The organism is Pseudomonas sp. ASL4, assembly GCF_056680395.1.
The window spans coordinates 398,367-419,281 of sequence record NZ_CM155280.1 but is presented as its reverse complement, the minus strand read 5'-3'; the positions used below and the strand labels follow the sequence as shown (position 1 = coordinate 419,281).

Below are 20,915 nucleotides of genomic sequence, written 5' to 3'. Positions count from 1 at the left end.
AAAGCCGTCCTTTTAGGGCGGCTTTTTTGTGGGCGAAAGAAGAGCAGTAGAGGGTCATTTGGCAGACAGGCGAAACGCCGGAGCCATATTGTCTTGTTCACGCTTCGACAACCCCGCCGCGCTGGCCACTTTTGGCCACTGGCTCACCACTTCTTGGAAACGCTCAATAATTTCCTCCGCATCATCACGGTTAACACGAAAGATTTCGGCCACTTCACGAGCGAGCTCTAGATCCAAGGCGTTGTCGGCATCCGTGATGTTGAGTTTCAGCCCATCGGCGTGTGCCACAGGATTCATGTCGTAGGCATCAGACAAGCGCCATCCACGGCCAGGATCAAGAAGAAAACCATGGTTACGCATGTGGTCGTCGGTGTTGGAAACCAGGATGTTGAACACAATCCGTGACCACAATTCGCGGAGATCTTCGTTGGGTTCTGAGCCGTGCTCCACGAGCACTTCCGCCAATTCAAGGTAACTGGCGCCTACCGATGCATCGTCACCGTCCACGCGGTCGGTCATGGTCATGGCTGAGGCGAAATGCAGTCGCCTTCCCGTTGCCGTGCGGTCGAAGCGTTTGACCATGAAGCAGTGATGGTCGCTCGCATAGCGTTGCGCCATCCCCCTTGCCACCCGCAGACCACATTGCTCCGCCAGGGCGTTCACCACGAATTCCCATCCGCCGATGTCGTAGTCGTCGCGAGTGCTCGGGAATTTGGCGATCCACAGTTGACCATTCTTGTCAGCAACGCTGGCCTTGGGTCTGGCGCCGCCCAGTGAGCCACCGGGTGCAATCAACATTCTCAACCACTCGCGCCCATCGAGCGAGGTGTTGTCTGGATCGTTTTCCAGTGCACGGCTTGCCTGCTCCAACGCGCGTAGCTCAGTAAAGGGGGGCGCTGCCAAGTTATCTCGATCGTCCAGAAAACTTCCTTCATCGTTCAACTTGTAGCGAATAGCGCCGACTCGATAGAGGTCATGAACGCCTAGCAGGTAATCCGACTCGTAGAGCTTTGTGCCCCTAGGGATAAGTCCTTCGCGGATGTCCCGTTCCAGGCGGCGTTTCATTAGCAATTGGCCCCAGCGATCCGGGCTTGAGTCGGCAAAAACGCCGAAGCGCGTCTGGTGCTGTCCAGGGAATTGCCGTCCTTCGAAGAGCCCGATGCGGGGATCCAGCGTCGTGAAGTTCAATTCGGAATCGGCCAAAGCGCTAGGGTCGTATTCAAACTCGAACACGTTGGTGGAGCGAGCCTTTCGGGCATGGAGAAACCCAAGACGCCTTGGTCCGTTCAGGGTTTCCCAATCGGCATACACCGCGATCAGTGTCATTTTCAATCCGTCTCAGATTTGGTTTTTTTCGTGGTGAACAATTTGGCAAACGAGTGAGTGTTCAACGGGAAATCAACCTCAATATCCGAATCGGAAATGGGGCTTTCCGATGCTTCCTCCGCCCTGTCGCGAATCGGTGACGACGCCTTCGTGGAGGTCATGTTGCGCACTCGTTGGCGTTTACTGGCTGCTGCGTTCGCCTGTGGAGTTAATCGCGCGTCTTGCAGCTGGCGTCCCAACTCATCGGTTGCAGCGAGCTTGCTCAAGTCTTTCTCCAAGCCCAGAACCTGCATCACGGACATATAGGCGCCCATCGTCACGCCTGAGCCGCCGGACTCCAGAGAGCGAAGCGTTGTCAGCGACATGCCTGCCCTTTCGGCGACTTGCTTTGCGGTCAGCCTGCGACGCAGTCGAGCGAGTTTCAGGCGTTCGCCAAACTCCGCGAGCAGTCTGGATGCGGATGGCATGAGAGGCGCTGTTTTCTTAGCCATGTGCCATTATTCCTTCACTTTTAGGCTTTAACTGCCAGAATAATAGCACTTATGTGGTGATTTGCAGGGCGTTGCAAGGCTCTGTTTTCTGGTACATCCGCAATCGGTGGGGCCGGAATCCATTTTTATAACTGCCATTATTCCAACTGAATTCGTGATAAACAGCCAGAATAATGCCATTTAGGTATTCCCTAGAGACATTCCAGAGTTTGCGTATCCCAGCGCTGCGTCTTGACCGCTTGGTAAAGCATGTCGATGGTCAACGGGACTTTGTCGCCGCGACCTTTTGCCCTGCGCTTGAGATGCACATCAAAACCTTCGGGCTGGAAATAGCGATAGGCGTCGTAGTCCACGAAGTCGATCCCGAATTGTTCTTCCATCGCCTCCATCAGGTGTCGCGCATCGGCACCGTCGCAGTTCAGGTCGAAATTGATCGAGGTGGTGAGGCTGATGGATTTGCGTTCGGGCAGGCCGAGTTCTTCGTGGAGCAACTGCATGAGCAGGTGCATGGCGTGGTCGTCGGGGAAGTTGGGGGCGAGGTTCATGGTGCGTCTTCCGTTAAGGGCGTGTCGATGAGGCGGATTAAGCCTGATTTTGCGTTGGGGTGGACGTCGATCAGCGCTGGTAATCTGGGATGCGCGGGAGGGTTGGTGCTCACCTCTTATGATCTCGTTCATTTCCTGCACGCTTGCCATTAGCTCATCAAAAAACTTGCTCATGGTTATCCTCAGGTTTGATCGTTCCCATGCTCTGCGTAGGAATGTAGCCCGGGGCGCTCGGCGTTCCATCCAAAGTCGAACGCGGAGCGTCCGTGGAGGCATTCCCACGCAGAGCGTGGGAACGATCTTCGCTGGGTGTCAGGTGGGTGCTTTCCAGCCCATCATGCGTTGCTGCGCGACTTGCAGCAGGTCGCAGCCGTCCTGGGTTAGCAGGAAGAGCGCGTGGGTGATGTGAGGGATGTCTTCGACGTCGCCGTTTTTGAAGCAGATGCAGTGCAGGGTTTTGAGGAGGTCGCTGGAGGCTCGGATGCGTTGGAGGGCGCCTTCGAGGATGTCTTGGGGGTTGGCCGCTGTGTCGATGATCAGGGGCGGGGAATCGGTGAGATTGGATTGCAGTGGGCGGTAGCGATCAGTGAGCGGATTCGATGTCTTCATTGGTTTCTCTCTTTTGTATATCCGAAGGATCGCAACCATCGTGACCAAGCGATGGGTGGCGAACTGTGTTCGGGTTGGTCAACCAAGGGAGAGGAAAACCCCGGCACGCCGAGGCGTCCCAAACACAGCCGCCATAAAACGTGCCGCACAAAAGATGTCGGCAAGCATACAAGGGCATGCGTAAGTTCTCTCTCATTTTTCAGGTGACCAAGCCCGAGTCGCTGATTTGGCAGCGACAGTCACGACTATAGGTTTGAGCCACGGGGCGGCGATAGGCGATAAGGAGTCCTCGCTTGTAGGAACGGGATGAAGCTTGGATAGGGCGTTACCTACAGCTTTTTCCCCTGTCGCAATTTCTCCCGTTTGATTGCAAATATGCGCCTGGCTTCTTCATCTGGAATGCTGGGTCGTGGGTCGTCCAGGCTGGCTTGTACTAGTGCTCTGAACCACGCGTCGTAGGTTGCTGTATCGAGTGGTTGTTGAATGTCGGGGATGTTGGTTTTCATCAGGTGCACCGTGTCATCGTTTATCGCGGGCAAGCCTGGCTCCCACAGGGATCTTCGTTCAGGCATCAGATTGCGGTGGTTTTCGGCAAGCGCTGCCGGGCGATTTCCAGGAGTTCGTGTCCGTCCTGGGTGAGCAGGTACAGGGCGTTAATGATGTTGGGGATGTCGCTCGGGTCAGCCTCTTTGAAGTTTTGGCAGTAAAGCGTTTCAAGCAGATCGCTGGCGGCGCGGATGCGTAGGCGGGCGGCGTCGAGGATGGCGTGCGGGTCGGCTTCGGTGTCGATGACTAATACTGGGGTGTCGCTGTAGTTGGTTTTGAGCGGGTGATAGCGGGTGGTCATCGAGGGTTGTCCTGTGCGAAATCACGGCAGGCCGAGACACTGTTTTAGCCGCGCCGCAAACTATAGAAGGGCATGCAACTGCGCAGCAATAGCGCCGCAATGGACAGGTTTTGTAGGGGATTTACCGGGCGTTTCAGATTTGGCCTACGGGTTTCCTGAGGTTTTTTAGGTCCAAACCCCTAGAGGTTAAATTTCCTACGGGTTTGTCAGGCGTTGCGCGGCAAACCTCGGTATGGTGCGCGCCAGAATCTGTAGGGCGTTTCCAAACGTCCGACCAACGCTTAAAGGGAATTAGGTATGCAATGGCTACGTATGGCCTCGATTTTGTTGTTGTGGGCCGGTGTTTGTCGTTTGGCGGGGGCCACTGATGCGGGTGGCTCGATGGTGCTGACCAACATGGACCGCACCGGTTGGCCGGATGCACTCACCAGTCAGGCCGAATTCGATACCGCGTCCCGCGCCGAAGTGCTGATGGTTGGCAAGGCTCTGCTGGCCAGCGAAGCGCTGGACGAAACCGGCCTGAAACAACGTCTGGGCGTGCAGGCGGTGAAGCTCAAGTCTGTGCGACAAGTGCGCGACGGGTTGTGGGATCGGTTGCTGAGTACCTACCGCAATGCCAGTCAGAACTGTGATGACCAACCCTTTTGCCCGCGAGTGCGCAGCGTCGCTGATTTGCGTCAGTTGGCGGCGGCGTTCACCGGGGAAATAAGCCCGGCTCATGCGGCGTGGGCGAGCAAGAGCCGGGTGTTTCAGGAGCAGATGTTGAACGAGCAACTGCGGGTGGCCGTGGTGGTGCCATAGCCACCTGAATCGCAGTCGTCAGGATGTCCGCCAGCCCTGTTGGGCGGAACATTCAAGGGTGTCGCAGGTAGCGAGCAGCGGTGGTTCTGTGGGAAGTCCATCGCAGCCGCTCAGCAGCAGGGATGTCAGGATCAGGGTGATTGCAAAGAACGGTTTTTGAAGCATGGTCATTCCTTTTTCAAATGCCGCGCTCATCAGGCGTCCTGCCATGATGTGAAGTGCGCGGACCGTGGTTGTGCGAGGCAGACCTTACCGTCAGGTTGAGCCGCACCGCGAGGAGCAAAGTGTTTCGTTTGTTTCAACCTGTGGCAAAGGACCCAGGGGCGAGGCTGTATCATCCCGTATCGTTTTGGTCCCCGACCTTTTCTCGACTCGCTGCAATCGCCGACTAGGCTTTTGGCATCGCAGCGGTCAACGGAGTGACAGCTTATGCACAACACCCTGGAACAGGTTTTCGGTTATCCACAGTTTCGACCCGGCCAGGAGGCGGCGGTCAGCGCGGTGTTGGCCGGGCGCTCGGCGGCGGCGATTTTCCCGACCGGCTCGGGCAAGTCTCTTTGTTATCAATTGCCGGCGTTGTTGCTGCCGCACCTGACACTGGTGGTCTCGCCGCTGTTGGCGCTAATGCAGGATCAACTGGCGTTTCTACAGCGCCACGGCATCTCGGCCGGCAGTATCGATTCGGCCCAGAGCCGCGACGACGCCAGTGATGTGATGGCCCGGGCCAAGTCCGGCGAGTTGAAGATTTTGATGATTTCCGTGGAGCGCCTGAAGAACGAGCGCTTCCGCAATTTCTTGCAGCAAGTGCCGATCTCGCTGCTGGTGGTGGACGAGGCACACTGCATCTCTGAGTGGGGCCACAACTTCCGCCCTGACTACCTCAAACTTCCGGACTACCAGCGTCAGTTCAACATCCCCCAAGCGCTGCTGCTGACCGCCACCGCGACCCCCAAAGTGATCGCGGACATGGAGGCGAAATTCGCCATCGCGCCTGAAGATGTGGTGACCACCGGTTTCTACCGGCCGAACCTTAATCTGCTGGTGGAGCCGGTACGTGGTCAGGACAAGCGCCGACGTCTGGTCGAGTGGATGAGTCAACGCCCCGGCCAGCCGAGCATTGTCTACGTCACCTTGCAGAAAACCGCCGAACACATCGCCGAACATCTGGGCCGCAACGGCATCCAGGCCGAGGCCTATCACGCCGGTTTGCCCCACGAGCAACGTGAAGGCATTCAAAAGCGCTTCATGGGCGGGCAGTCCAATTGCATCGTCGCGACCATCGCCTTCGGCATGGGCATCGACAAGAGCGACATCCGCAACGTTGTGCATTTCGACCTGCCCAAATCCATCGAAAACTACAGCCAGGAAATCGGCCGCGCCGGGCGTGATGGGCAGCCGTCCGATTGCCTGGTATTGGCCAACCGCGACAGCCTCAACGTGCTGGAAAATTTCGTCTACGGCGACACCCCGGAACTGGACGGCATCCGCTGCGTACTCGACGAGTTGCAAGCCTCTACGCCCGAGGGGCAGTGGGAGTTTTTGCTAGGACCATTGGCGGATCAAAGCAACATTCGCCAGTTGCCGCTCAAGACGTTGCTGGTGCAGTTGGAACTGCGCGCAATCATCGCCCCGCGATATGCCTATTACGCTGAATACCGTTTCAAGTATTTGCAGGAACCGGAGGCCTTGCTTGCGCGTTTCGAGGGCGAGCGCAAGGACTTCGTCGCGGCGATCATCCAGACCTCCAGCCGCGCACGAACCTGGGCCACGGTGAATTTCGATGCGCTGTATGAACAGCATCAAGCCGAGCGCAATCGGGTGGTCAAGGCGCTGGATTACTTTCAGGAAAAGGGCTGGGTAGAGCTTGAAAGCAAGCAGATGACCGAGGTCTACAGCCTGCTGCAAACCGGTTTTGATGCCCAGGCCTTGAGCGAAGAGCTGCATGCCTACTTCACCCGGCATGAACAAACCGAGATCGCCCGGATTCACGCGATGCTTGATCTGTTCGCCACCGACCATTGCCTGGGTTATCGCCTGGCTGAGTACTTCGGCGACGAAAATGCGCCGCGTCAGTGCGGGCATTGTTCGGTGTGTCACGGGGATGTGGCGCGACTGCCGGCGCCGCCAGAGTTGCCGGCGCTTGTGGATAAAAACTTTGAAGCGTTATGCGGCGACTTTATCCACAGGCACGAACAGCACACCGGGCATTTCCCGTCGGCGGAGCGGGTGACGCGGTTTTTGTGCGGGATCAGCGTGCCGCTGTTCACCAAACTCAAGGCGCGGACGATTCCGGGGTCTGGTGCGCTTGAGGATTACCCGTATGCCGAAGTGCGGGAGTGGGCGCAAGCGCATCTCTGACGGTTGAAACATGGCCAATGTGGGAGCGGGCTTGCTCGCGAAAGCGGTATGACAGTCCGCAATGATGTCGACTGGCAATCCGTCTTCGCGAGCAAGCCCGCTCCCACAGGGATCTGCGGTGTTTGCGGCACCGCATCCATCTGCTGAATGTTGCTCATCACAGGAATAAATTTCAAAAAAGCGCGGCAGCTGACTATGGTGAAGGCTGTCTTTGGATCGCCAACAAGAGAACAACAATGAGCCAGACGCCGTTCAATATTCAGCGCGCCGCCGTGATCGGCGCGGGCACCATGGGCCGGGGGATTGTCATGTGCCTGGCCAACGCCGGGTTGCCGGTGCAATGGGTCGATAACAATCCGCAGATGCTTGAACAGGCGCTGGCTGCTGTCGCCGACACCTACGCCCACAACGTGCGTCAGGGCCGGATCGATCAGGCCGAAGCAGACGCCCGCATTGCACGAGTGACCAGCGCGGCCGATTACGCGGCGATCTGTGATGTCGATCTGGTGATCGAAGCGGTGTACGAAAACCTCGAGCTGAAGCAAAAAATCTTCCGTGAGCTGGATGGCCTGCTCAAACCCCAGGCGATCCTGGCCAGCAACACCTCGGCGCTGGACATCGACGCGATTGCCGCTGCCACTCGCCGCCCGCAACACGTCTTGGGCCTGCACTTCTTCAGCCCGGCGCACATCATGAAACTGCTTGAGATCGTCCGCGGCGCGCAAACCGCTCCGGCGGTGCTCGACGCCGCGCTGGCGCTGGGCAAACGCATGGGTAAGGTCAGCGTGGTATCCGGTAACTGCCATGGTTTCATCGGCAATCGCATGCTCAATACTTACGTGCTTGAGGCGCGCAAAATGCTGCTTGAGGGGGCGTTTCCTTATCAAGTGGATGCTGCGCTGCAAGGTTTCGGGTTCGCCATGGGGCCGTTCCGCATGTACGACGTGGTCGGCATCGATCTGGGATGGCGTGCCCGGCAACTGGCCGGCAAAGGGCAGGATGCGCCGCAAGTTCAGATAGAAAACCGGCTGTGCGAGCTGGGACGGTTTGGCCAGAAGAGCGGCGACGGTTACTACCACTATGAGCCGGGCAGTCGGCAGGCTGAGCACGATGTGGCGGTCGATGCGCTGGTGCTGGAAGTCAGCGAGGGGTTGGGCTTCCAACGCCGCGAGATAAGCCCTCAGGAGATCCTGGAGCGCAGCTTGCTGGCACTGGTCAACGAAGGGGCGAAGATCCTTGAGGAAGGCATTGCCGGATCGGCCCATGACATTGATCTGGTTTACCTCAATGGCTATGGCTTCCCGGCGGACAAGGGCGGCCCGATGGCCTGGGCGGATCAGCAAGGGTTGGCGGATATTCACCAGCGGTTGCTGGCGTTAGAGACCCGACAGGGTGATCAGTGGAAACCGGCGCGGTTGATTGGGGAGTTGGCGGCGGTGGGTAAGGGGTTTGCTGATAGGTGATTGATGTGGCGTCTGTCAGGGCGCCTTCGCGAGCAAGCCCGCTCCCACATTTGATCTTCAGTGAATGCAGATTTTTTGTACGACCAGAATCCACTGTGGGAGAGGGCTTGCTCGCGAAGAACGATAACGCGGTTTTCACCTTAGACTGACCATCCAACCCCAGGAACCGATGCTAATGTCCAGCCCGATGCCCCAACGCACCGACTACCCGCACTTCCAGCCCATTACCACCCGCTGGCACGACAACGACGCCTACGGTCACGTCAATAACGTCACCTACTACAGCTTCTTCGACACGGCAGTGAACACTTACCTGATCGAAGTCGGTGGCCTGGATATTCATGACGGTGAAGTCGTGGGTTTTGTGGTGAGTTCGGCCTGCGATTATTTCGCGTCCATCGCCTTCCCGGATCGCATCGAGATCGGTCTGCGAGTCGGTAAGTTGGGCAACAGTTCGGTTCAGTACGAACTGGCGGTGTTTAAGCAAGGTGAAGATGAAGCCTGTGCGGCCGGGCGTTTCGTGCACGTGTTCGTGGATCGGGCGTCGAATCAACCAGTGGCAATTCCTGCCGGTTTGCGCGGGGCGTTGGAACGATTGGTGGTTTGACAGGCAAAAAAAATCGCAGCCCTTGGGCTGCGATTTTTTCGAGAGGCCGGTAGCGGGGGGACGCCAGCCTCAGTCGTGATAGCGATGATGCTTGCGATGCCCATAGGCATGACCACGGTGACGACGGTCGTCATCACGGTAGTAGCGACGATCATCATGGCCACGATACGAACGACGATCATCTTCGCGGCTCGAGTTGCCCATGTAGTTACCCAGCGCGCCACCCGCACCGCCGCCGGCTGCGGAGCCGATCAGGCTGCCGGTGGTGCCGCCCATGCTGCGGCCGACCACGTTACCGCCGGCTGCGCCCAACGCACCGCCGATGGCGGCTTGGCCACGGCTGTGTCTGTCGGCGCCAACGGCACTACCACCGGCACCGCCCAAGGCCGCGCCAATGGTGGAACCTGTATTGCCGCCTAGTGACTGACCGACGACCGAGCCCAAAACCCCGCCCAATGCGCCGCCCACACCTGCTTCAGCAGTGCCTCCAGCAGAAGCGAAACCACTGGCCAGGCTAAGGGACAACAAGAGAATCGAGGAGAACTTCATAGAGGAACCTCAAGGGGATGACGGCGCGATCCTGAGGCTGTGTCATAGTTGTGACAATCGAAATCCGACGAGTAACACGACTTGTACACAATTCTATAAGTTACTGTTTTTAGGGCGGAACTTAAGTATTTTTCGCCAGTCTTTAGTTACTTCGGATAGGCCGTTTCAATGCAGAAACGGCCTTTTTTGTGGGCGATTGGAAAGTTACTGGCCACTAAAAATCAAAAAAGCGGACACGGTCCTGTGGCGAGGGAGCTTGCTCCCGCTGGGTCGCGAAGCGGCCCCAAAAGCAGACAAACCCAATCTTTCAGTTAGATTGGGTTTGTCTGTTTTGCGACTGCTACGCAGCCGAACGGGAGCAAGCTCCCTCGCCACAGTGGTCCGTGCTTTGTGCTACGCCGACTTCGCCATAATCAGCCCAGTCTCGCTCGCCATTTCCAACCGAATCGCCACAAACTTCGACGTCGGTGTATGGCTGCCATCCCCGGTACTTTCCAGTGGCACCAGCGGATTCACTTCCGGGTAATACGCGGCGGCCTGCCCGGCAGGAATATCAAACGCCAGCAGCGTGAAGCCCTTCACCCGACGCTCACGGCCATCGTCCCAGATCGAAACGATGTCAGCCTTTTGCCCCGGTTTGAACCCCAGGCGAATGATGTCGGCTTCGTTCACAAACAACACGTCCCGCTGACCCTTCACCCCGCGATAACGGTCATCAAGACCATAAATCGTGGTGTTGTACTGATCGTGGGAACGCATCGACTGCATGATCAGATCCGGCAAAATACCCGTGGCGCGCGTGCGCTCATGAACCAGATCCTTGGGCAGGACGTTCGCACGGAAATTGGCCCGGCCCGACGGGGTGTTCCACTTGCGGGCACCGGCACTGTTGCCGAGGTAGAAACCACCCGGATTCTTCACCCTCTCGTTGAAGTCGCGAAAGCCCGGAATGGTGTCGGCGATCAGGTCGCGGATGCGTGCGTAATCGGCCACCAGCCAGTTCCAGTCCACCGGTTTGCTGCCCTGGGTCGCGGCAGCGATGCCGGCAATGATCGCCGGCTCCGAGCGCATCTGGTTCGACAGCGCCTGCAACTGACCGTTGGAGGCGTGAACCATGCTGAACGAATCTTCCACGGTCACCGCTTGCGGGCCTTCGGTCTGGATGTCGATGTCGGTTCGGCCCAGGCACGGCAGGATCAGCGCGTCTTTACCGTGAGCCAGGTGGCTGCGGTTGAGCTTGGTGCTGATCTGCACGGTCAGGTCGCAATTGCTCAAGGCCTGGAACGTGCGTGGGCTGTCCGGGGTGGCTTGGGCGAAGTTGCCGCCCAGACCGATGAATACTTTCGCGCGGCCATCGGCCATGGCGTGAATCGCTTCGACCACGTTGTGGCCGTTTTCACGCGGCACCTTGAACTGGAAGCGTCGCTCCAGGGAATCGAGGAACGCCACCGGCGGACGCTCGTTGATGCCCATGGTCCGGTCGCCCTGCACATTGCTGTGGCCACGCACCGGGCAAAGGCCTGCGCCCGGCCGGCCGATGTTGCCGCGCAGCAGCATCAGGTTGGCGATTTCCTGGATGGTCGCTACCGAGTGACGGTGCTGGGTGATGCCCATCGCCCAGCACATGATGACGTTCTTGCCCTTGGCGTACATGCGCGCCGCTTGCTCGACTTCCACCAGGGTCAGGCCGGACTGCTCGACGATCTGCGCCCACGGCGTGTCGTCGATGGCGCCCAGGTATTCCAGCACGTTGGCGCTGTGTTCATTGAGGAAGTCGTGATCGAACACCGAAGGCTGGCCGGTCTGCTGCGCTTCGCGCTCCCAGTGCAGCAGGAATTTCGCCATGCCGCGCATTAGCGCCATGTCGCCGCCCAATGCAGGTCGGAAGTACGCAGTGTTGGTCGGTTTGTCACTGTTGGTGAGCATTTCAATCGGATGCTGCGGATGCTGGAAGCGTTCCAGGCCACGCTCTTTGAGCGGGTTGACGCACACCACTTGGGCGCCGCGTTTCACCGCTTCACGCAGGGGTTCGAGCATCCGTGGGTGGTTGGTGCCGGGGTTCTGGCCCCAAACAAAAATCGCATCCGCATGTTCGAAATCGTCGAAGGTCACGGTGCCTTTGCCGACGCCGACACTTTGCGCCAACGCCACACCGCTGGCTTCGTGGCACATGTTCGAGCAGTCGGGGAAGTTGTTGGTGCCGAAAGAACGCACGAACAACTGATAGAGGTACGCCGCTTCGTTGCTGGCGCGGCCCGAGGTGTAGAACTCGGCCTGATCCGGGCTCGACAGCCCTTGCAGGTGTTTACCGATCAGGGCGAAGGCGTCTTCCCAGCTGATTGGTTTGTAGCGATCGGTTTCGGCGTCGTAGCTCATCGGCTCGGTCAAGCGGCCCTGATACTCAAGCCAGTAGTCGCTCTGATCCAGCAGCGAACTGACGCTGTGCTTGGCGAAGAACGCCGCATCTACACGGCGTTTGGTCGCTTCCCAGTTCACTGCTTTGGCGCCGTTCTCGCAGAACGCCACCATGCCGGCTTCCTTGGAATCGCCCCAGGCGCAACCGGGGCAGTCGAACCCGCCGTTCTTGTTGGTTTTGAGCATCATGCGCAGGTTTTTCAGCGCGTTGTCGCTGGTCAACCAGGCCCGGGCAACACTGGCCAGCGCGCCCCAGCCACCGGCCGCGCCTTTATAGGGCTTGTAACGGGGGACGGGTTTCTGGTCGGCTTGTTGATGTTGGCTCACGCTTGATTCTCCATCGCTGGGCTGTAGACCCGCGGTGCACTTTTCTGCGGCAGGTGGATGAGATTGAGGTTGTGGCGACGGGCCCATTGCACGGCAAGGCCCGTGGGCGACGACAGGCTGACGAGGGTTTGAATCCCTGCGCGCAGCACTTTCTGGATCAGTTCGAGGCTGCAACGGCTGGTGACAATCGCCAGGCCGCCAGCCGTCGGGATGTTCTGGCGGATCAACCCGCCGATCAGCTTGTCGAGGGCGTTGTGCCGGCCGATGTCTTCACGGCCCAGCAGCAACTCGCCCTGGCCATTCATGAACATCGCCGCATGCACCGCGCCGCAATGCTGGCCCAGCGGCTGGAACGCGCCGATACGCTGGCGCAGGCCATCGAGCCATTCGGCGGGTGGCAACGGTGCGCCGGGCAATACTTTGAGGTCGGGCAGCGCTTGCTCGACCGCTTCCACGCCACAGAGCCCGCAGCCGCTGGTGCCGGCCAGTTGCCGACGTTGCTGCTTGAGGTTCCAGAAAGCGCGGTTGGCGATGGTCACTTGCGCGTACTGCGCCGAGCCTGAGCCGCTGAGTTGCAGATCATAAATGTCGGTTGCGTCTTCGATGATGCCGCTGCCGAGGCTGAAGCCGACGATAAAGTCTTCAAGATCGGTCGGGGTGACCAGCATCACAGCCTGGCTGATGCCATTAAAGGCAATCGCCAAGGCGACTTCCTCGGCCAGCGCGGTGCTGTCCGATTCCGTGTATTGGAGCGTGCTGTAGCTGTAGGTCTGGCTGGCGGCGGGCGCGGGCGTTTCGAGGGCGGGCGCCGCGCAGACTGGGCGCTTGGCGTTCATGGGGCATCACCGACGGTTTGGACAGCTTTAGGGGCGTTCTTTATTGGTTTGCGCAGCGTGGAAACTCATTGAGAACGCCCCCTAAGACTAGGCGCGTCAACATGTCGCGTCTAATCGCTAATACTGATCCGCCGATAGATGCCGTCGATCAAGACTCTATCAGCGATTTCTGATAAATCGCGAAACAGGCTTCCGCCAAGGCTGAACGCGGGGCGCTACGGCGCATGATCAGCCCCAGCCGGCCGAGGGTTTGAGCGTTTTCGATAGGTTGCAGGCGCAGGTGGTCGGTAAGGTTTTCGAGGCCGCCGTCCAACGGCATCACGGCGCAGCAGAACCCTCCGTGTACGGCTTGTAACAATTGATGGACCGCATCGGTTTGCAACAACGGCTGTGGCGTCAGCCCGCGGCTGTGGAAGTTGTGGTCGATGGATTGGCGAAAGTGCATGCCGCTGGTAAGCATTCCCAAGGGCAACTCAATCAGCGACTCCCAACTCAGCGGCGCCTCGCCGAACGTGTAAAAGCGCTGGTCGTAGAGCAACCCCATTCGGGTTTCGCTGAATGCCAGGGAATCAAAACGTTCGCCGTCGAGACGCTCCAGGTAGGACACGCCGAGGTCCAGCCGATTGTTCGCCAGTTGTTCGAGGATCTGTTCGGAACTCAGCGCCGAGAGTTCGAAGCGCAGGTTCGGGTGTTCGGCGTGCAGGCGCTGCATTAAAGGCAACGGATCGAAACTCGACAGCGGCACCACGCCCAACCGCAACGTACCCACCAGATTGCCGCGACAGGCCGCCGCCTCGGCCTGCAAACCGTCATAAGCCGCCAGCACTGTACGAGCCCAGGCCAGCACCCGCTCGCCCGGTGCGGTGAAGCCTTCAAAGCGCTGGCCGCGATTGACCAGCGGCAGCTCGAGTTCTTCTTCGAGGCTGCGCAGGCGCATGGACAGGGTCGGCTGAGTGATGTGACAGCGGGCGGCGGCCTGGCCGAAGTGCCGGGTTTCGTCGAGGGCGATGAGGAATTTGAGCTGCTTGATGTCCATCTTCGCTCCAGGGCGCGGTTAGGGCGGGGATTTTAGCGCTTGCGGCGGATCGACGTCATTGGTCGGGTTGGAACCGAGTCTTGCAACCTTGGTCTAGGCTTTTGCGTCTGGAAACTAAACCCCAAGGAGAGTGCACCATGAGCATTTTGAGCTTTGTGAAAGAAGCAGGCGAAAAGCTTCTTGATTTGCTGACACCGGGCAACGCTAATGCCAGTGATCAGTTGAAAGCGCACATCAAAGACGTCGGCCTGGGTAACCCGAATGTGCAGGCCACGGTGGATGGCGACAAGGTCACTGTCACCGGTGAAGTCGCAAGTCAGGAAGAGAAGGAAAAGATTCTGTTGGCCGTGGGCAATATCGCCGGCGTCGGCAGTGTGGACGATCAGATCACCGTGACCGGGCCGGTGGTGGTGGCCGCGAAGTTTGTCACGGTCGTGGCGGGCGACAGCCTCAGTAAAATTTCCCTGCGTGTGTACGGCGACGCCAATAAGTATCAGAAAATCTTCGACGCCAACAAACCAATGCTCAAGGATGTGAACAAGATCTATCCGGGGCAGTCGTTGCGGATTCCTGAATAAGGCTTGAGATTTGTGGCGAGGGGGCTTGCCCCCGTTGGGCTGCGAAGCGGCCCCAAAATCTCTGCGGCTGCTGCGCAGCCGAACGGGGGCAAGCCCCCTCGCCACAATGACCGCCTGAGGCTTTAAAGGCCTTCAATCAACTCGCGATAATCCCCAACCGCCGCAAACTCCGCCGTGTCCTTCGGCCCTTTACGGCTATCGGGCTCACGCACGGCCAACAAATGCGCCACACCAAAGTTGCGCGCACTGCGCAGGATCGGCAACGTATCGTCGATAAACAGACTGCGTGCCGGATCAAAATCGATATCCGCTTGTAAGGCATCCCAGAACTGCGGGTTCTCCTTGGCGAAACCGTAATCATGCGAGCTGATCAACCGCTCGAAATACGGCGCCAGTTCAATTCGCTCCAGCTTCAACGAAAGCGAATCACGATGCGCGTTGGTGATCATGACCACACGCTTGCCAGCCTGTTTGATCGCCGCCAGAAACGTATCCGCATCCGGGCGCAGGGCAATCAGATGAGCGGTTTCCAGCTTCAGCTCGCGCACCGGAATTTTCAGCTCGGCGCTCCAGAAATCCAGGCAGTACCACTGCAACTGGCCGGCGTTACGCTCGAACAGTGGCTGCAACTCCATTTCCGCCATGGCCCGGCTCACCCCGTGCAACTCGGCATAGCGCTGCGGCAGGTGTTCCATCCAGAAATGGTTGTCGTAGTGCAGGTCCAGCAGCGTGCCGTCCATATCCAGCAGAACAGTGTCGATGTCGCGCCAGGGCAGCAGGGACATAAAGAACTTCTCCAGCGGTAAAAAAGATATCCGAGGTAAACAATCAGGATAGGCCGGGTATAGTAACGCGTTCACGCCAAGGAGCCGTCTATGCGCCAGAAACCCACCGTACTCGCCCGCGAGATCGTCGCCACCAGCCGTTTATTCTGCGTCGAAGAGCTCAAGCTGCGCTTTTCCAATGGCGTGGAGCGCACTTACGAGCGTCTGGTCGGCAAGGGTGCCGGGTATGGCGCGGTAATGATTGTGGCGATGCTCGATGCCGATCACGCGGTGCTGGTCGAAGAGTATTGCGGCGGCACCGATGAATACGAACTGTCCTTGCCCAAAGGATTGATCGAGCCCGGCGAAGACGTGCTGGCCGCCGCCGAACGCGAGCTCAAGGAAGAGGCCGGGTATGGCGCACGGCAGTTGGAGCATCTGACCGAGTTGTCGTTGTCGCCCGGTTACATGAGCCAGAAGATCCAGGTGGTCTTGGCCACCGATCTGTACGAAGAAAGCCTTGAGGGTGACGAGCCCGAGCCGATGCGGGTGGACAAGGTCAACCTGCGTGAGTTGTCGGCCTTGGCCCAGAACCCGCAATTCACTGAGGGCCGTGCCTTGGCGGCGCTGTATCTGGCCCGAGACTTATTGACCCAACGTGGGGTGTTTTTGCCATGAATTTGAATTTTCCCCATCCGTTGATGGCGCCAGTGGTTGAACTGGCATTGAAGGCGGGTGACGCGATCCTGCCGTTTTGGCGTAACGACGTTGCTGTTACTGCAAAGTCCGATAGCTCGCCAGTGACGGCGGCTGATTTGGCAGCTCACCATGTGATCGTGGATGGGCTAACCGCGCTGGATCCGAGCATTCCGATACTCTCCGAAGAAGACGCCAACATCCCCCAAAGCGTACGCGCCGGGTGGCAGCGTTGGTGGCTGGTGGACCCGTTGGACGGGACCAAAGAGTTCATCTCCGGCAGTGAAGAATTTACCGTCAACATCGCGCTGATCGAGCAGGGCCGCGTGGTGTTTGGCGTGGTGTCGATGCCGACCAACGGGCGTTTCTATGTCGGTGGCACCGGGTTGGGGGCGTGGCGGGGTGATGCAGGCGTAACACCGTTGCCGATTCAGGTTCGCGACGTACCGGCGGCGGGCGAGGCGTTTACCGTGGTCGCCAGTCGTCGACATTCCAGCCCTGAACAGGAGCGGTTGCTGGCGGGGTTGAGTGAGAGCCTGGGTGAGCTGCAATTGGCGAACTTCGGCAGTTCGCTGAAATTTTGTATGTTGGCGGAAGGGGCGGCGGATTGTTATCCGCGCCTGGCGCCGACGTCTCAGTGGGACACCGCGGCGGCGCAAGGTGTGCTGGAAGGGGCGGGCGGTGAGGTGCTGGATTTGAGTGGTGCGCCGTTTAGTTATCCGGCGCGGGAATCTCTGCTGAATGAGTTCTTTTTGGCGTTGCCGGCGAAGGCTGCGTGGCGCGAGAAACTGCTGGCGCTGGCGCGTTCCTGACCGCGTCGAAGTGGCTTGTCCAAATGCCAGCCCGTTAAGCAAGACCCTTGTGGGAGCGGGCTTGCTCGCGAAAGCGGTGTATCAGTCAACATTGATGTTGAATCTGATGGCCCCTTCGCGAGCAAGCCCGCTCCCACAGGTTGTGTGGCGGTTCCGGTTCAGCGGTGCAGCACGTATTGCCCCGTAAACGTCACCGCATCTTCTTCTGTCCCGACATTCACAATCCGTGAATGCAGTGTCAATCGCGCCCGCCCATAGCGCTCATACATCGCCAAAAACTTCTTCCAGACCGCCGCACTCGGCGCCTGGCAAATTGCCGTGGCATCGGTCGTCACTGGCAGCGGATAGCTGATGTGCCCTTCCTGAATCACGATGTGCCCGTCTTCAATGCCTTCTTCACGCAGACGCAAATGCAGCCAGCCCCAACCGGCCAGCACGGCGCCGCAATACAGGCTGCCGCCGAACATGGTGCTCTTGTGATTGACGTTGGCGTCCAGCGGCAAGTGCAGGCGCAGTTGCTGGTCGTGCCAGTCGAGCACCTTGAGGCCCATGTCCCGGGTGAGCGGGATGTCGTGGTGCAGGATTGATTCCAGATAACGACTGTCGCGATTCATGCATAGCCTCTGCGGTTGGATTCAATCAAGGTCGTCGGTTTGGCTGCTGGGGCCACCGTCGGCGAAATTCAGGCCGTGTTTACGCAGCTTGTCGTGTAGGGTCTTGCGCGGAATGCCCAAGGCCTCGGCGAGGCTGCGCACCGAGCTGTGAGAGCGCGCCAGTTCGGCGGCAATCAGGGTTTTTTCGAAGTTTTCCACCTGCTCGCTCAGGCCACCGCTGACCACTTCCACCGTGGTGCTGACGCCGCCCTGCGGCGCGCTGTTGTCCAGTTCCAGTTCCAGTCCCAGGGCAAAGCGTTCGGCGGCGTTTTGCAGTTCGCGCACGTTGCCCGGCCAGGCGTGACGCAGCAACAGCGCCCGTTGCCCCGGCTGCAGTTCGTGGGGCGGTAAACCGTGGCGGGTGCTGGCTTCGTCGGCGAAATGCTGGAACAGCACCAGTGCATCTTCGCCACGTTCGCGCAGCGGTGGAATGCGCAGCGGTGCGACGTTCAGCCGGTAATACAAGTCGGCCCGGAAGCGCCCTTGATCGGCGGCCTGGCGCAGGTCTTCCTTGGTGGCGGCGATGACGCGGATGTCCAACGGGATCAGTTGATTGCCGCCGAGACGTTCGACCACGCGCTCCTGCAACATGCGCAGCAGCTTCACTTGCACATCCAGGGTCATGCTTTCGATTTCATCGAGGAACAACGTGCCGCCATTGGCGAATTCGAACTTGCCGATGCGGCGTTTTTGCGCGCCGGTAAACGCGCCGGGCTCGTGACCGAACAGCTCGCTTTCCACCACCGATTCGGCCAGCGCCCCGGCGTTGATCGCCACGAACGGGCCGTTACGACGACTCGACAAGTCGTGCAGCGCCCGGGCCACCACTTCTTTACCGGCACCGGTTTCACCGAGTATCAACACGTCGGCCCTGGTCGCCGCCAGTGCACCGATTTGCTCGCGCAAACGCAGCATCGGCGCCGATTGCCCGACCAGTCGGGCGCTCAATTCATTGCGGTCGCTCAGGGCCAGGCGCAGGCTGCGGTTGTCCAGTACCAGCCGGCGCAAGGCCAGGGCGCGGCGCACGCTGTCGAGCAGGGCGTCGCTGGCGAAAGGTTTTTCCAGAAAGTCATAGGCCCCGGCGCGCATCGCTTGCACGGCCAGCGGAACATCGCCGTGGCCGGTGATCAGCAGCACCGGTAGCTCCGGGTCTTGGGCGTGGAGTTCGCTCAGCAACTCGAGGCCGTCCATTCCCGGCATGCGGATGTCACTGACCACAACGCCCGGCCAGTCGCGCTCCAGTTGCCCGGCCAGGCCCTTGGCTTCGGCCAGCGGCAGGATCTTCAGGCCGGCCAGGTCCAGGGTCTGGCTCAAGGCCTGGCGCAAGTGCGGATCATCGTCGATCAACACGACCTGGATGCGGTTATCGATGGTCATGCACTTCGGTCCTCGGACGGTTGCAGGCTCACGCCGGGTGCGCCTGCGCGTAGCTTCAAGGTAATCAGGGCGCCGCCCTCCTTATGGTTGGCGAACGACAGTTCACCACCGAAGGCGCGCATCAGGGTGTCGCAGATCGCCAGCCCCAGCCCAAGACCCTGAGTGCGGGTCTTTGTGGTGTAGAAGGGCTCGCCGGCGCGACCCAGCGCTTCCAGGCAAAACCCGGGGCCGTTGTCGCGAATGTACAGGTTGACGCCGTCGGCGGTGGATTGGGCACTCAGCCAGAGTTTGCGCGGCGGACCTTTTTCGGTCAGGGCGTCGAGGGCGTTGGCCAATAGGTTGCCGAGCACCTGACGCAATCGGGTTTCCCCGGCCTCGACCCACAGCGTGGCGGCTGGCAGGTCACGGATCAGCTCGACTTCCATGCTCCGTCGACGCTTGGCCAGTAACGCCAGGGCGTCATCCAGCGCTGGTTGCAGGGCGACGCTTTCCGGGGCGTGGCGATCGCGGCGAGCGAAGGCGCGCAGGTGCGCAATGATCGAGGCCATGCGCCCGGTCAGTTCACTGATCAGCTTGAGGTTGCCGCGGGCATCGTCGGTGCGCTGATGATCGAGTAACACTTCGGCGTTTTCTGCGTAGCTGCGGATCGCCGCCAGCGGTTGATTGAGTTCGTGGCTGATGCTCGCCGACATCGTCCCCAGTGCCGACAGCTTGCCGGCCTGTACCAAGTCATCCTGGGCGCGCACCAGTTCTTGCTGGGCGTGTTCGCGTTCCAGCACTTCCTGTTTCAGGCGTCGGTTGAGGCCTTCAAGGTCGCTGGTGCGCTCGGCCACCCGGTCTTCGAGTTCGCGGCGGGCCTTGGCTTCGAAGGCGATCCGCTCCAGATAATGGCGGCGGCGCTGCATCATCAGACCGAGCAACAGCATCAATACCAGCAGCGTCGCGCCACCGATGGCCACGACCGTGCGCACCGGGCGGTCGATCAGGGTGCGGGGCGCAAGGATGCTGACGCTCCAGCCGGTTTCCTCGATCCGCTGGGTCTGGGTTAACCAAGCGTTGGTGTTGAGCTTCAACGGCCTGGAATCGCGGGTCGGGTAGGGTTGGATCGCGGTGATGGCTTTGTTCTCTTCATCACTCAAGTCGCGGGTGGAGCGAAAACGCCACTCGGGCCGCGACGTGAGAATGACCACGCCGTTGTGATCGGTCAGCAGCAGTTGTTCGGGGGTTTTGCCCCAGAGGCTTTCGGTGTGATCGAGATCGACCTTGACCACCAGCACGCCGACGACTTTCTCACCCTCGCGTACGGCGGCAGCGAAGAAGTAACCACGTTTGGCCGAGGTGGTGCCCAGCCCGAAAAAGCGCCCGAGCCGCCCGGCCATGGCTTCGCTGAAGTACGGCCGGAAGGAAAAATTACGCCCGACGAAACTGTCGTGTTTGTCCCAGTTTGAGGCCGCCAGTGTCTTGCCGGTGGTGTCCATCAGGTACATGACTTCGGCGCCGGTCTGGGCGCTGATGTTTTTCAGCAAGCGGTTGGCGTTGCCCTGAGTGACGCCATCGTCGGGCGCGCCCAGTACGGCGCGCAGGGCGGGCAGGTCGCCGAGAATCTGTGGCAGTACTTCATAGCGGTGCAGGGTGCCCAGCAGGTTGGCGACGTAGAGGTCGAGGGTCTGACGGTTCTGCCCGGCCAGCTCGCTCCGGTAGTAACGCTCGGCCAGATGCTGCAGCGGCCACAGCAACGGCGCCAGGCACAGCGCGAGCAGGGCCAGGCTGCGCCAGCGGGGTCTGCGGGGGAGGGTTGGAGTCATGAGCATCTAGCGCCTGGGGG

The 20,915-nt window shown here is 59.8% G+C and carries 22 protein-coding genes; 7 read left to right on the top strand and 15 right to left on the bottom strand.

Annotated elements, in window-relative coordinates:
• Window positions 1-54: 54 nt before the first annotated feature.
• The 6 genes from AC1MEW_RS01850 to AC1MEW_RS01825 form a co-directional block, all read right to left on the bottom strand.
• Entirely contained in the window at window positions 55-1,326 is a 1,272-nt protein-coding gene (locus AC1MEW_RS01850; RefSeq protein WP_480425266.1) for a type II toxin-antitoxin system HipA family toxin, read from the bottom strand.
• A 2-nt stretch (window positions 1,327-1,328) separates the two neighbouring features.
• The gene (locus AC1MEW_RS01845) at window positions 1,329-1,817 is read right to left on the bottom strand and encodes a helix-turn-helix domain-containing protein (protein WP_201256647.1); all 489 of its coding nucleotides are present in this window, start codon (window positions 1,815-1,817) and stop codon (window positions 1,329-1,331) included.
• 191 nt (window positions 1,818-2,008) lie between these two features.
• On the bottom strand, window positions 2,009-2,362 hold the full coding sequence (locus tag AC1MEW_RS01840) for a DUF1493 family protein (RefSeq protein WP_201256653.1): 354 nt from the start codon (window positions 2,360-2,362) through the stop codon (window positions 2,009-2,011).
• Window positions 2,363-2,674: 312 nt separating this feature from the next.
• A complete protein-coding gene (locus AC1MEW_RS01835) occupies window positions 2,675-2,971 on the bottom strand; it encodes a hypothetical protein (RefSeq protein ID WP_480425264.1) in 297 nt (98 codons plus the stop codon).
• Window positions 2,972-3,300: 329 nt separating this feature from the next.
• On the bottom strand, window positions 3,301-3,477 hold the full coding sequence (locus AC1MEW_RS01830) for an antitoxin PaaA2 family protein (RefSeq protein ID WP_201256645.1): 177 nt from the start codon (window positions 3,475-3,477) through the stop codon (window positions 3,301-3,303).
• A 65-nt stretch (window positions 3,478-3,542) separates the two neighbouring features.
• Window positions 3,543-3,818 carry a hypothetical protein gene (locus AC1MEW_RS01825; protein ID WP_201256644.1) on the bottom strand — a complete coding sequence of 92 codons (276 nt, stop codon included), beginning with the start codon at window positions 3,816-3,818 and terminating at the stop codon, window positions 3,543-3,545.
• A 297-nt stretch (window positions 3,819-4,115) separates the two neighbouring features.
• On the opposite strand from AC1MEW_RS01825, the gene AC1MEW_RS01820 reads away from it, so the two are divergent.
• A complete protein-coding gene (locus AC1MEW_RS01820) occupies window positions 4,116-4,619 on the top strand; it encodes a polysaccharide deacetylase (protein WP_201256643.1) in 504 nt (167 codons plus the stop codon).
• 18 nt (window positions 4,620-4,637) lie between these two features.
• Here AC1MEW_RS01820 and AC1MEW_RS01815 read toward each other — a convergent pair whose 3' ends face one another.
• Window positions 4,638-4,814: a hypothetical protein gene (locus AC1MEW_RS01815; protein WP_201256642.1), complete on the bottom strand. Its 177-nt coding sequence runs from the start codon at window positions 4,812-4,814 to the stop codon at window positions 4,638-4,640.
• A 234-nt stretch (window positions 4,815-5,048) separates the two neighbouring features.
• Between AC1MEW_RS01815 and AC1MEW_RS01810 the strand changes: the two genes are divergently transcribed.
• From AC1MEW_RS01810 to AC1MEW_RS01800, 3 genes are all read left to right on the top strand, one after another.
• Complete coding sequence (locus tag AC1MEW_RS01810; protein ID WP_480425262.1) at window positions 5,049-6,977, top strand: RecQ family ATP-dependent DNA helicase; 1,929 nt, start codon at window positions 5,049-5,051, stop codon at window positions 6,975-6,977.
• Between the two features lie 236 nt (window positions 6,978-7,213).
• Entirely contained in the window at window positions 7,214-8,440 is a 1,227-nt protein-coding gene (locus AC1MEW_RS01805) for a 3-hydroxyacyl-CoA dehydrogenase (RefSeq protein WP_201199729.1), read from the top strand.
• A gap of 175 nt (window positions 8,441-8,615) precedes the next feature.
• Window positions 8,616-9,047, top strand: a complete 432-nt coding sequence (locus tag AC1MEW_RS01800; protein ID WP_416195302.1) for an acyl-CoA thioesterase — start codon at window positions 8,616-8,618, stop codon at window positions 9,045-9,047.
• Window positions 9,048-9,116: 69 nt separating this feature from the next.
• On the opposite strand, the gene AC1MEW_RS01795 is transcribed toward AC1MEW_RS01800, so the two are convergent.
• The 4 genes from AC1MEW_RS01795 to AC1MEW_RS01780 all read right to left on the bottom strand — a co-directional run bounded on the left by AC1MEW_RS01795 (window position 9,117) and on the right by AC1MEW_RS01780 (window position 14,210).
• A complete protein-coding gene (locus AC1MEW_RS01795; RefSeq protein WP_201256641.1) occupies window positions 9,117-9,596 on the bottom strand; it encodes a glycine zipper domain-containing protein in 480 nt (159 codons plus the stop codon).
• 393 nt (window positions 9,597-9,989) lie between these two features.
• Window positions 9,990-12,338 (bottom strand): FdhF/YdeP family oxidoreductase, encoded by a 2,349-nt coding sequence (locus tag AC1MEW_RS01790; RefSeq protein ID WP_480425261.1) that lies wholly within the window; start codon window positions 12,336-12,338, stop codon window positions 9,990-9,992.
• Complete coding sequence (gene fdhD, locus AC1MEW_RS01785; protein WP_480425260.1) at window positions 12,335-13,174, bottom strand: formate dehydrogenase accessory sulfurtransferase FdhD; 840 nt, start codon at window positions 13,172-13,174, stop codon at window positions 12,335-12,337. Before fdhD ends, AC1MEW_RS01790 begins: the two co-directional genes overlap by 4 nt.
• 148 nt (window positions 13,175-13,322) lie before the next feature.
• Window positions 13,323-14,210: a LysR family transcriptional regulator gene (locus AC1MEW_RS01780; protein WP_322270214.1), complete on the bottom strand. Its 888-nt coding sequence runs from the start codon at window positions 14,208-14,210 to the stop codon at window positions 13,323-13,325.
• A gap of 137 nt (window positions 14,211-14,347) precedes the next feature.
• Between AC1MEW_RS01780 and lysM the strand changes: the two genes are divergently transcribed.
• Window positions 14,348-14,788, top strand: a complete 441-nt coding sequence (gene lysM, locus AC1MEW_RS01775; RefSeq protein WP_201199740.1) for a peptidoglycan-binding protein LysM — start codon at window positions 14,348-14,350, stop codon at window positions 14,786-14,788.
• Between the two features lie 122 nt (window positions 14,789-14,910).
• Here the strand turns inward: lysM and yrfG are convergent, their stop codons facing one another.
• Window positions 14,911-15,573, bottom strand: coding sequence for a GMP/IMP nucleotidase (gene yrfG, locus AC1MEW_RS01770; protein WP_201256640.1), 663 nt, complete (start codon window positions 15,571-15,573; stop codon window positions 14,911-14,913).
• Between the two features lie 90 nt (window positions 15,574-15,663).
• On the opposite strand from yrfG, the gene nudE reads away from it, so the two are divergent.
• Together nudE and cysQ are read left to right on the top strand one after the other, a co-directional pair.
• On the top strand, window positions 15,664-16,230 hold the full coding sequence (nudE, locus tag AC1MEW_RS01765) for an ADP compounds hydrolase NudE (RefSeq protein WP_054047735.1): 567 nt from the start codon (window positions 15,664-15,666) through the stop codon (window positions 16,228-16,230).
• Window positions 16,227-17,060: a 3'(2'),5'-bisphosphate nucleotidase CysQ gene (cysQ, locus tag AC1MEW_RS01760; protein WP_480425258.1), complete on the top strand. Its 834-nt coding sequence runs from the start codon at window positions 16,227-16,229 to the stop codon at window positions 17,058-17,060. The genes nudE and cysQ overlap by 4 nt, the downstream gene beginning before the upstream one ends.
• A gap of 158 nt (window positions 17,061-17,218) precedes the next feature.
• On the opposite strand, the gene AC1MEW_RS01755 is transcribed toward cysQ, so the two are convergent.
• From AC1MEW_RS01755 to AC1MEW_RS01745, 3 genes are read right to left on the bottom strand one after another with little or no spacing between them, the layout of a single operon-like run.
• Window positions 17,219-17,674 (bottom strand): thioesterase domain-containing protein, encoded by a 456-nt coding sequence (locus tag AC1MEW_RS01755; protein WP_201256638.1) that lies wholly within the window; start codon window positions 17,672-17,674, stop codon window positions 17,219-17,221.
• 21 nt (window positions 17,675-17,695) lie between these two features.
• Entirely contained in the window at window positions 17,696-19,090 is a 1,395-nt protein-coding gene (locus AC1MEW_RS01750) for a sigma-54-dependent transcriptional regulator (protein ID WP_201256637.1), read from the bottom strand.
• Entirely contained in the window at window positions 19,087-20,895 is a 1,809-nt protein-coding gene (locus AC1MEW_RS01745; protein ID WP_201199746.1) for a sensor histidine kinase, read from the bottom strand. Before AC1MEW_RS01745 ends, AC1MEW_RS01750 begins: the two co-directional genes overlap by 4 nt.
• Window positions 20,896-20,915: the final 20 nt, after the last annotated feature.

Excerpts from the sequence above, each read along its gene's own strand:
- AC1MEW_RS01750 (WP_201256637.1), bottom strand. The coding sequence starts at position 19,090 with ATGACCATCGATAACCGCATCCAGGTCGTGTTGATCGACGATGATCCG.
- AC1MEW_RS01800 (WP_416195302.1), top strand. The coding sequence starts at position 8,616 with ATGTCCAGCCCGATGCCCCAACGCACCGACTACCCGCACTTCCAGCCC.
- AC1MEW_RS01745 (WP_201199746.1), bottom strand. The coding sequence starts at position 20,895 with ATGACTCCAACCCTCCCCCGCAGACCCCGCTGGCGCAGCCTGGCCCTG.
- cysQ (WP_480425258.1), top strand. The coding sequence starts at position 16,227 with ATGAATTTGAATTTTCCCCATCCGTTGATGGCGCCAGTGGTTGAACTG.
- AC1MEW_RS01845 (WP_201256647.1), bottom strand. The coding sequence starts at position 1,817 with ATGGCTAAGAAAACAGCGCCTCTCATGCCATCCGCATCCAGACTGCTC.
- AC1MEW_RS01830 (WP_201256645.1), bottom strand. The coding sequence starts at position 3,477 with ATGAAAACCAACATCCCCGACATTCAACAACCACTCGATACAGCAACC.
- AC1MEW_RS01810 (WP_480425262.1), top strand. The coding sequence starts at position 5,049 with ATGCACAACACCCTGGAACAGGTTTTCGGTTATCCACAGTTTCGACCC.
- AC1MEW_RS01825 (WP_201256644.1), bottom strand. The coding sequence starts at position 3,818 with ATGACCACCCGCTATCACCCGCTCAAAACCAACTACAGCGACACCCCA.
- AC1MEW_RS01850 (WP_480425266.1), bottom strand. The coding sequence starts at position 1,326 with ATGACACTGATCGCGGTGTATGCCGATTGGGAAACCCTGAACGGACCA.
- AC1MEW_RS01795 (WP_201256641.1), bottom strand. The coding sequence starts at position 9,596 with ATGAAGTTCTCCTCGATTCTCTTGTTGTCCCTTAGCCTGGCCAGTGGT.
- fdhD (WP_480425260.1), bottom strand. The coding sequence starts at position 13,174 with ATGAACGCCAAGCGCCCAGTCTGCGCGGCGCCCGCCCTCGAAACGCCC.
- AC1MEW_RS01805 (WP_201199729.1), top strand. The coding sequence starts at position 7,214 with ATGAGCCAGACGCCGTTCAATATTCAGCGCGCCGCCGTGATCGGCGCG.
- AC1MEW_RS01820 (WP_201256643.1), top strand. The coding sequence starts at position 4,116 with ATGCAATGGCTACGTATGGCCTCGATTTTGTTGTTGTGGGCCGGTGTT.
- AC1MEW_RS01835 (WP_480425264.1), bottom strand. The coding sequence starts at position 2,971 with ATGAAGACATCGAATCCGCTCACTGATCGCTACCGCCCACTGCAATCC.
- AC1MEW_RS01815 (WP_201256642.1), bottom strand. The coding sequence starts at position 4,814 with ATGAGCGCGGCATTTGAAAAAGGAATGACCATGCTTCAAAAACCGTTC.
- AC1MEW_RS01780 (WP_322270214.1), bottom strand. The coding sequence starts at position 14,210 with ATGGACATCAAGCAGCTCAAATTCCTCATCGCCCTCGACGAAACCCGG.
- lysM (WP_201199740.1), top strand. The coding sequence starts at position 14,348 with ATGAGCATTTTGAGCTTTGTGAAAGAAGCAGGCGAAAAGCTTCTTGAT.
- AC1MEW_RS01840 (WP_201256653.1), bottom strand. The coding sequence starts at position 2,362 with ATGAACCTCGCCCCCAACTTCCCCGACGACCACGCCATGCACCTGCTC.
- AC1MEW_RS01755 (WP_201256638.1), bottom strand. The coding sequence starts at position 17,674 with ATGAATCGCGACAGTCGTTATCTGGAATCAATCCTGCACCACGACATC.
- nudE (WP_054047735.1), top strand. The coding sequence starts at position 15,664 with ATGCGCCAGAAACCCACCGTACTCGCCCGCGAGATCGTCGCCACCAGC.
- yrfG (WP_201256640.1), bottom strand. The coding sequence starts at position 15,573 with ATGTCCCTGCTGCCCTGGCGCGACATCGACACTGTTCTGCTGGATATG.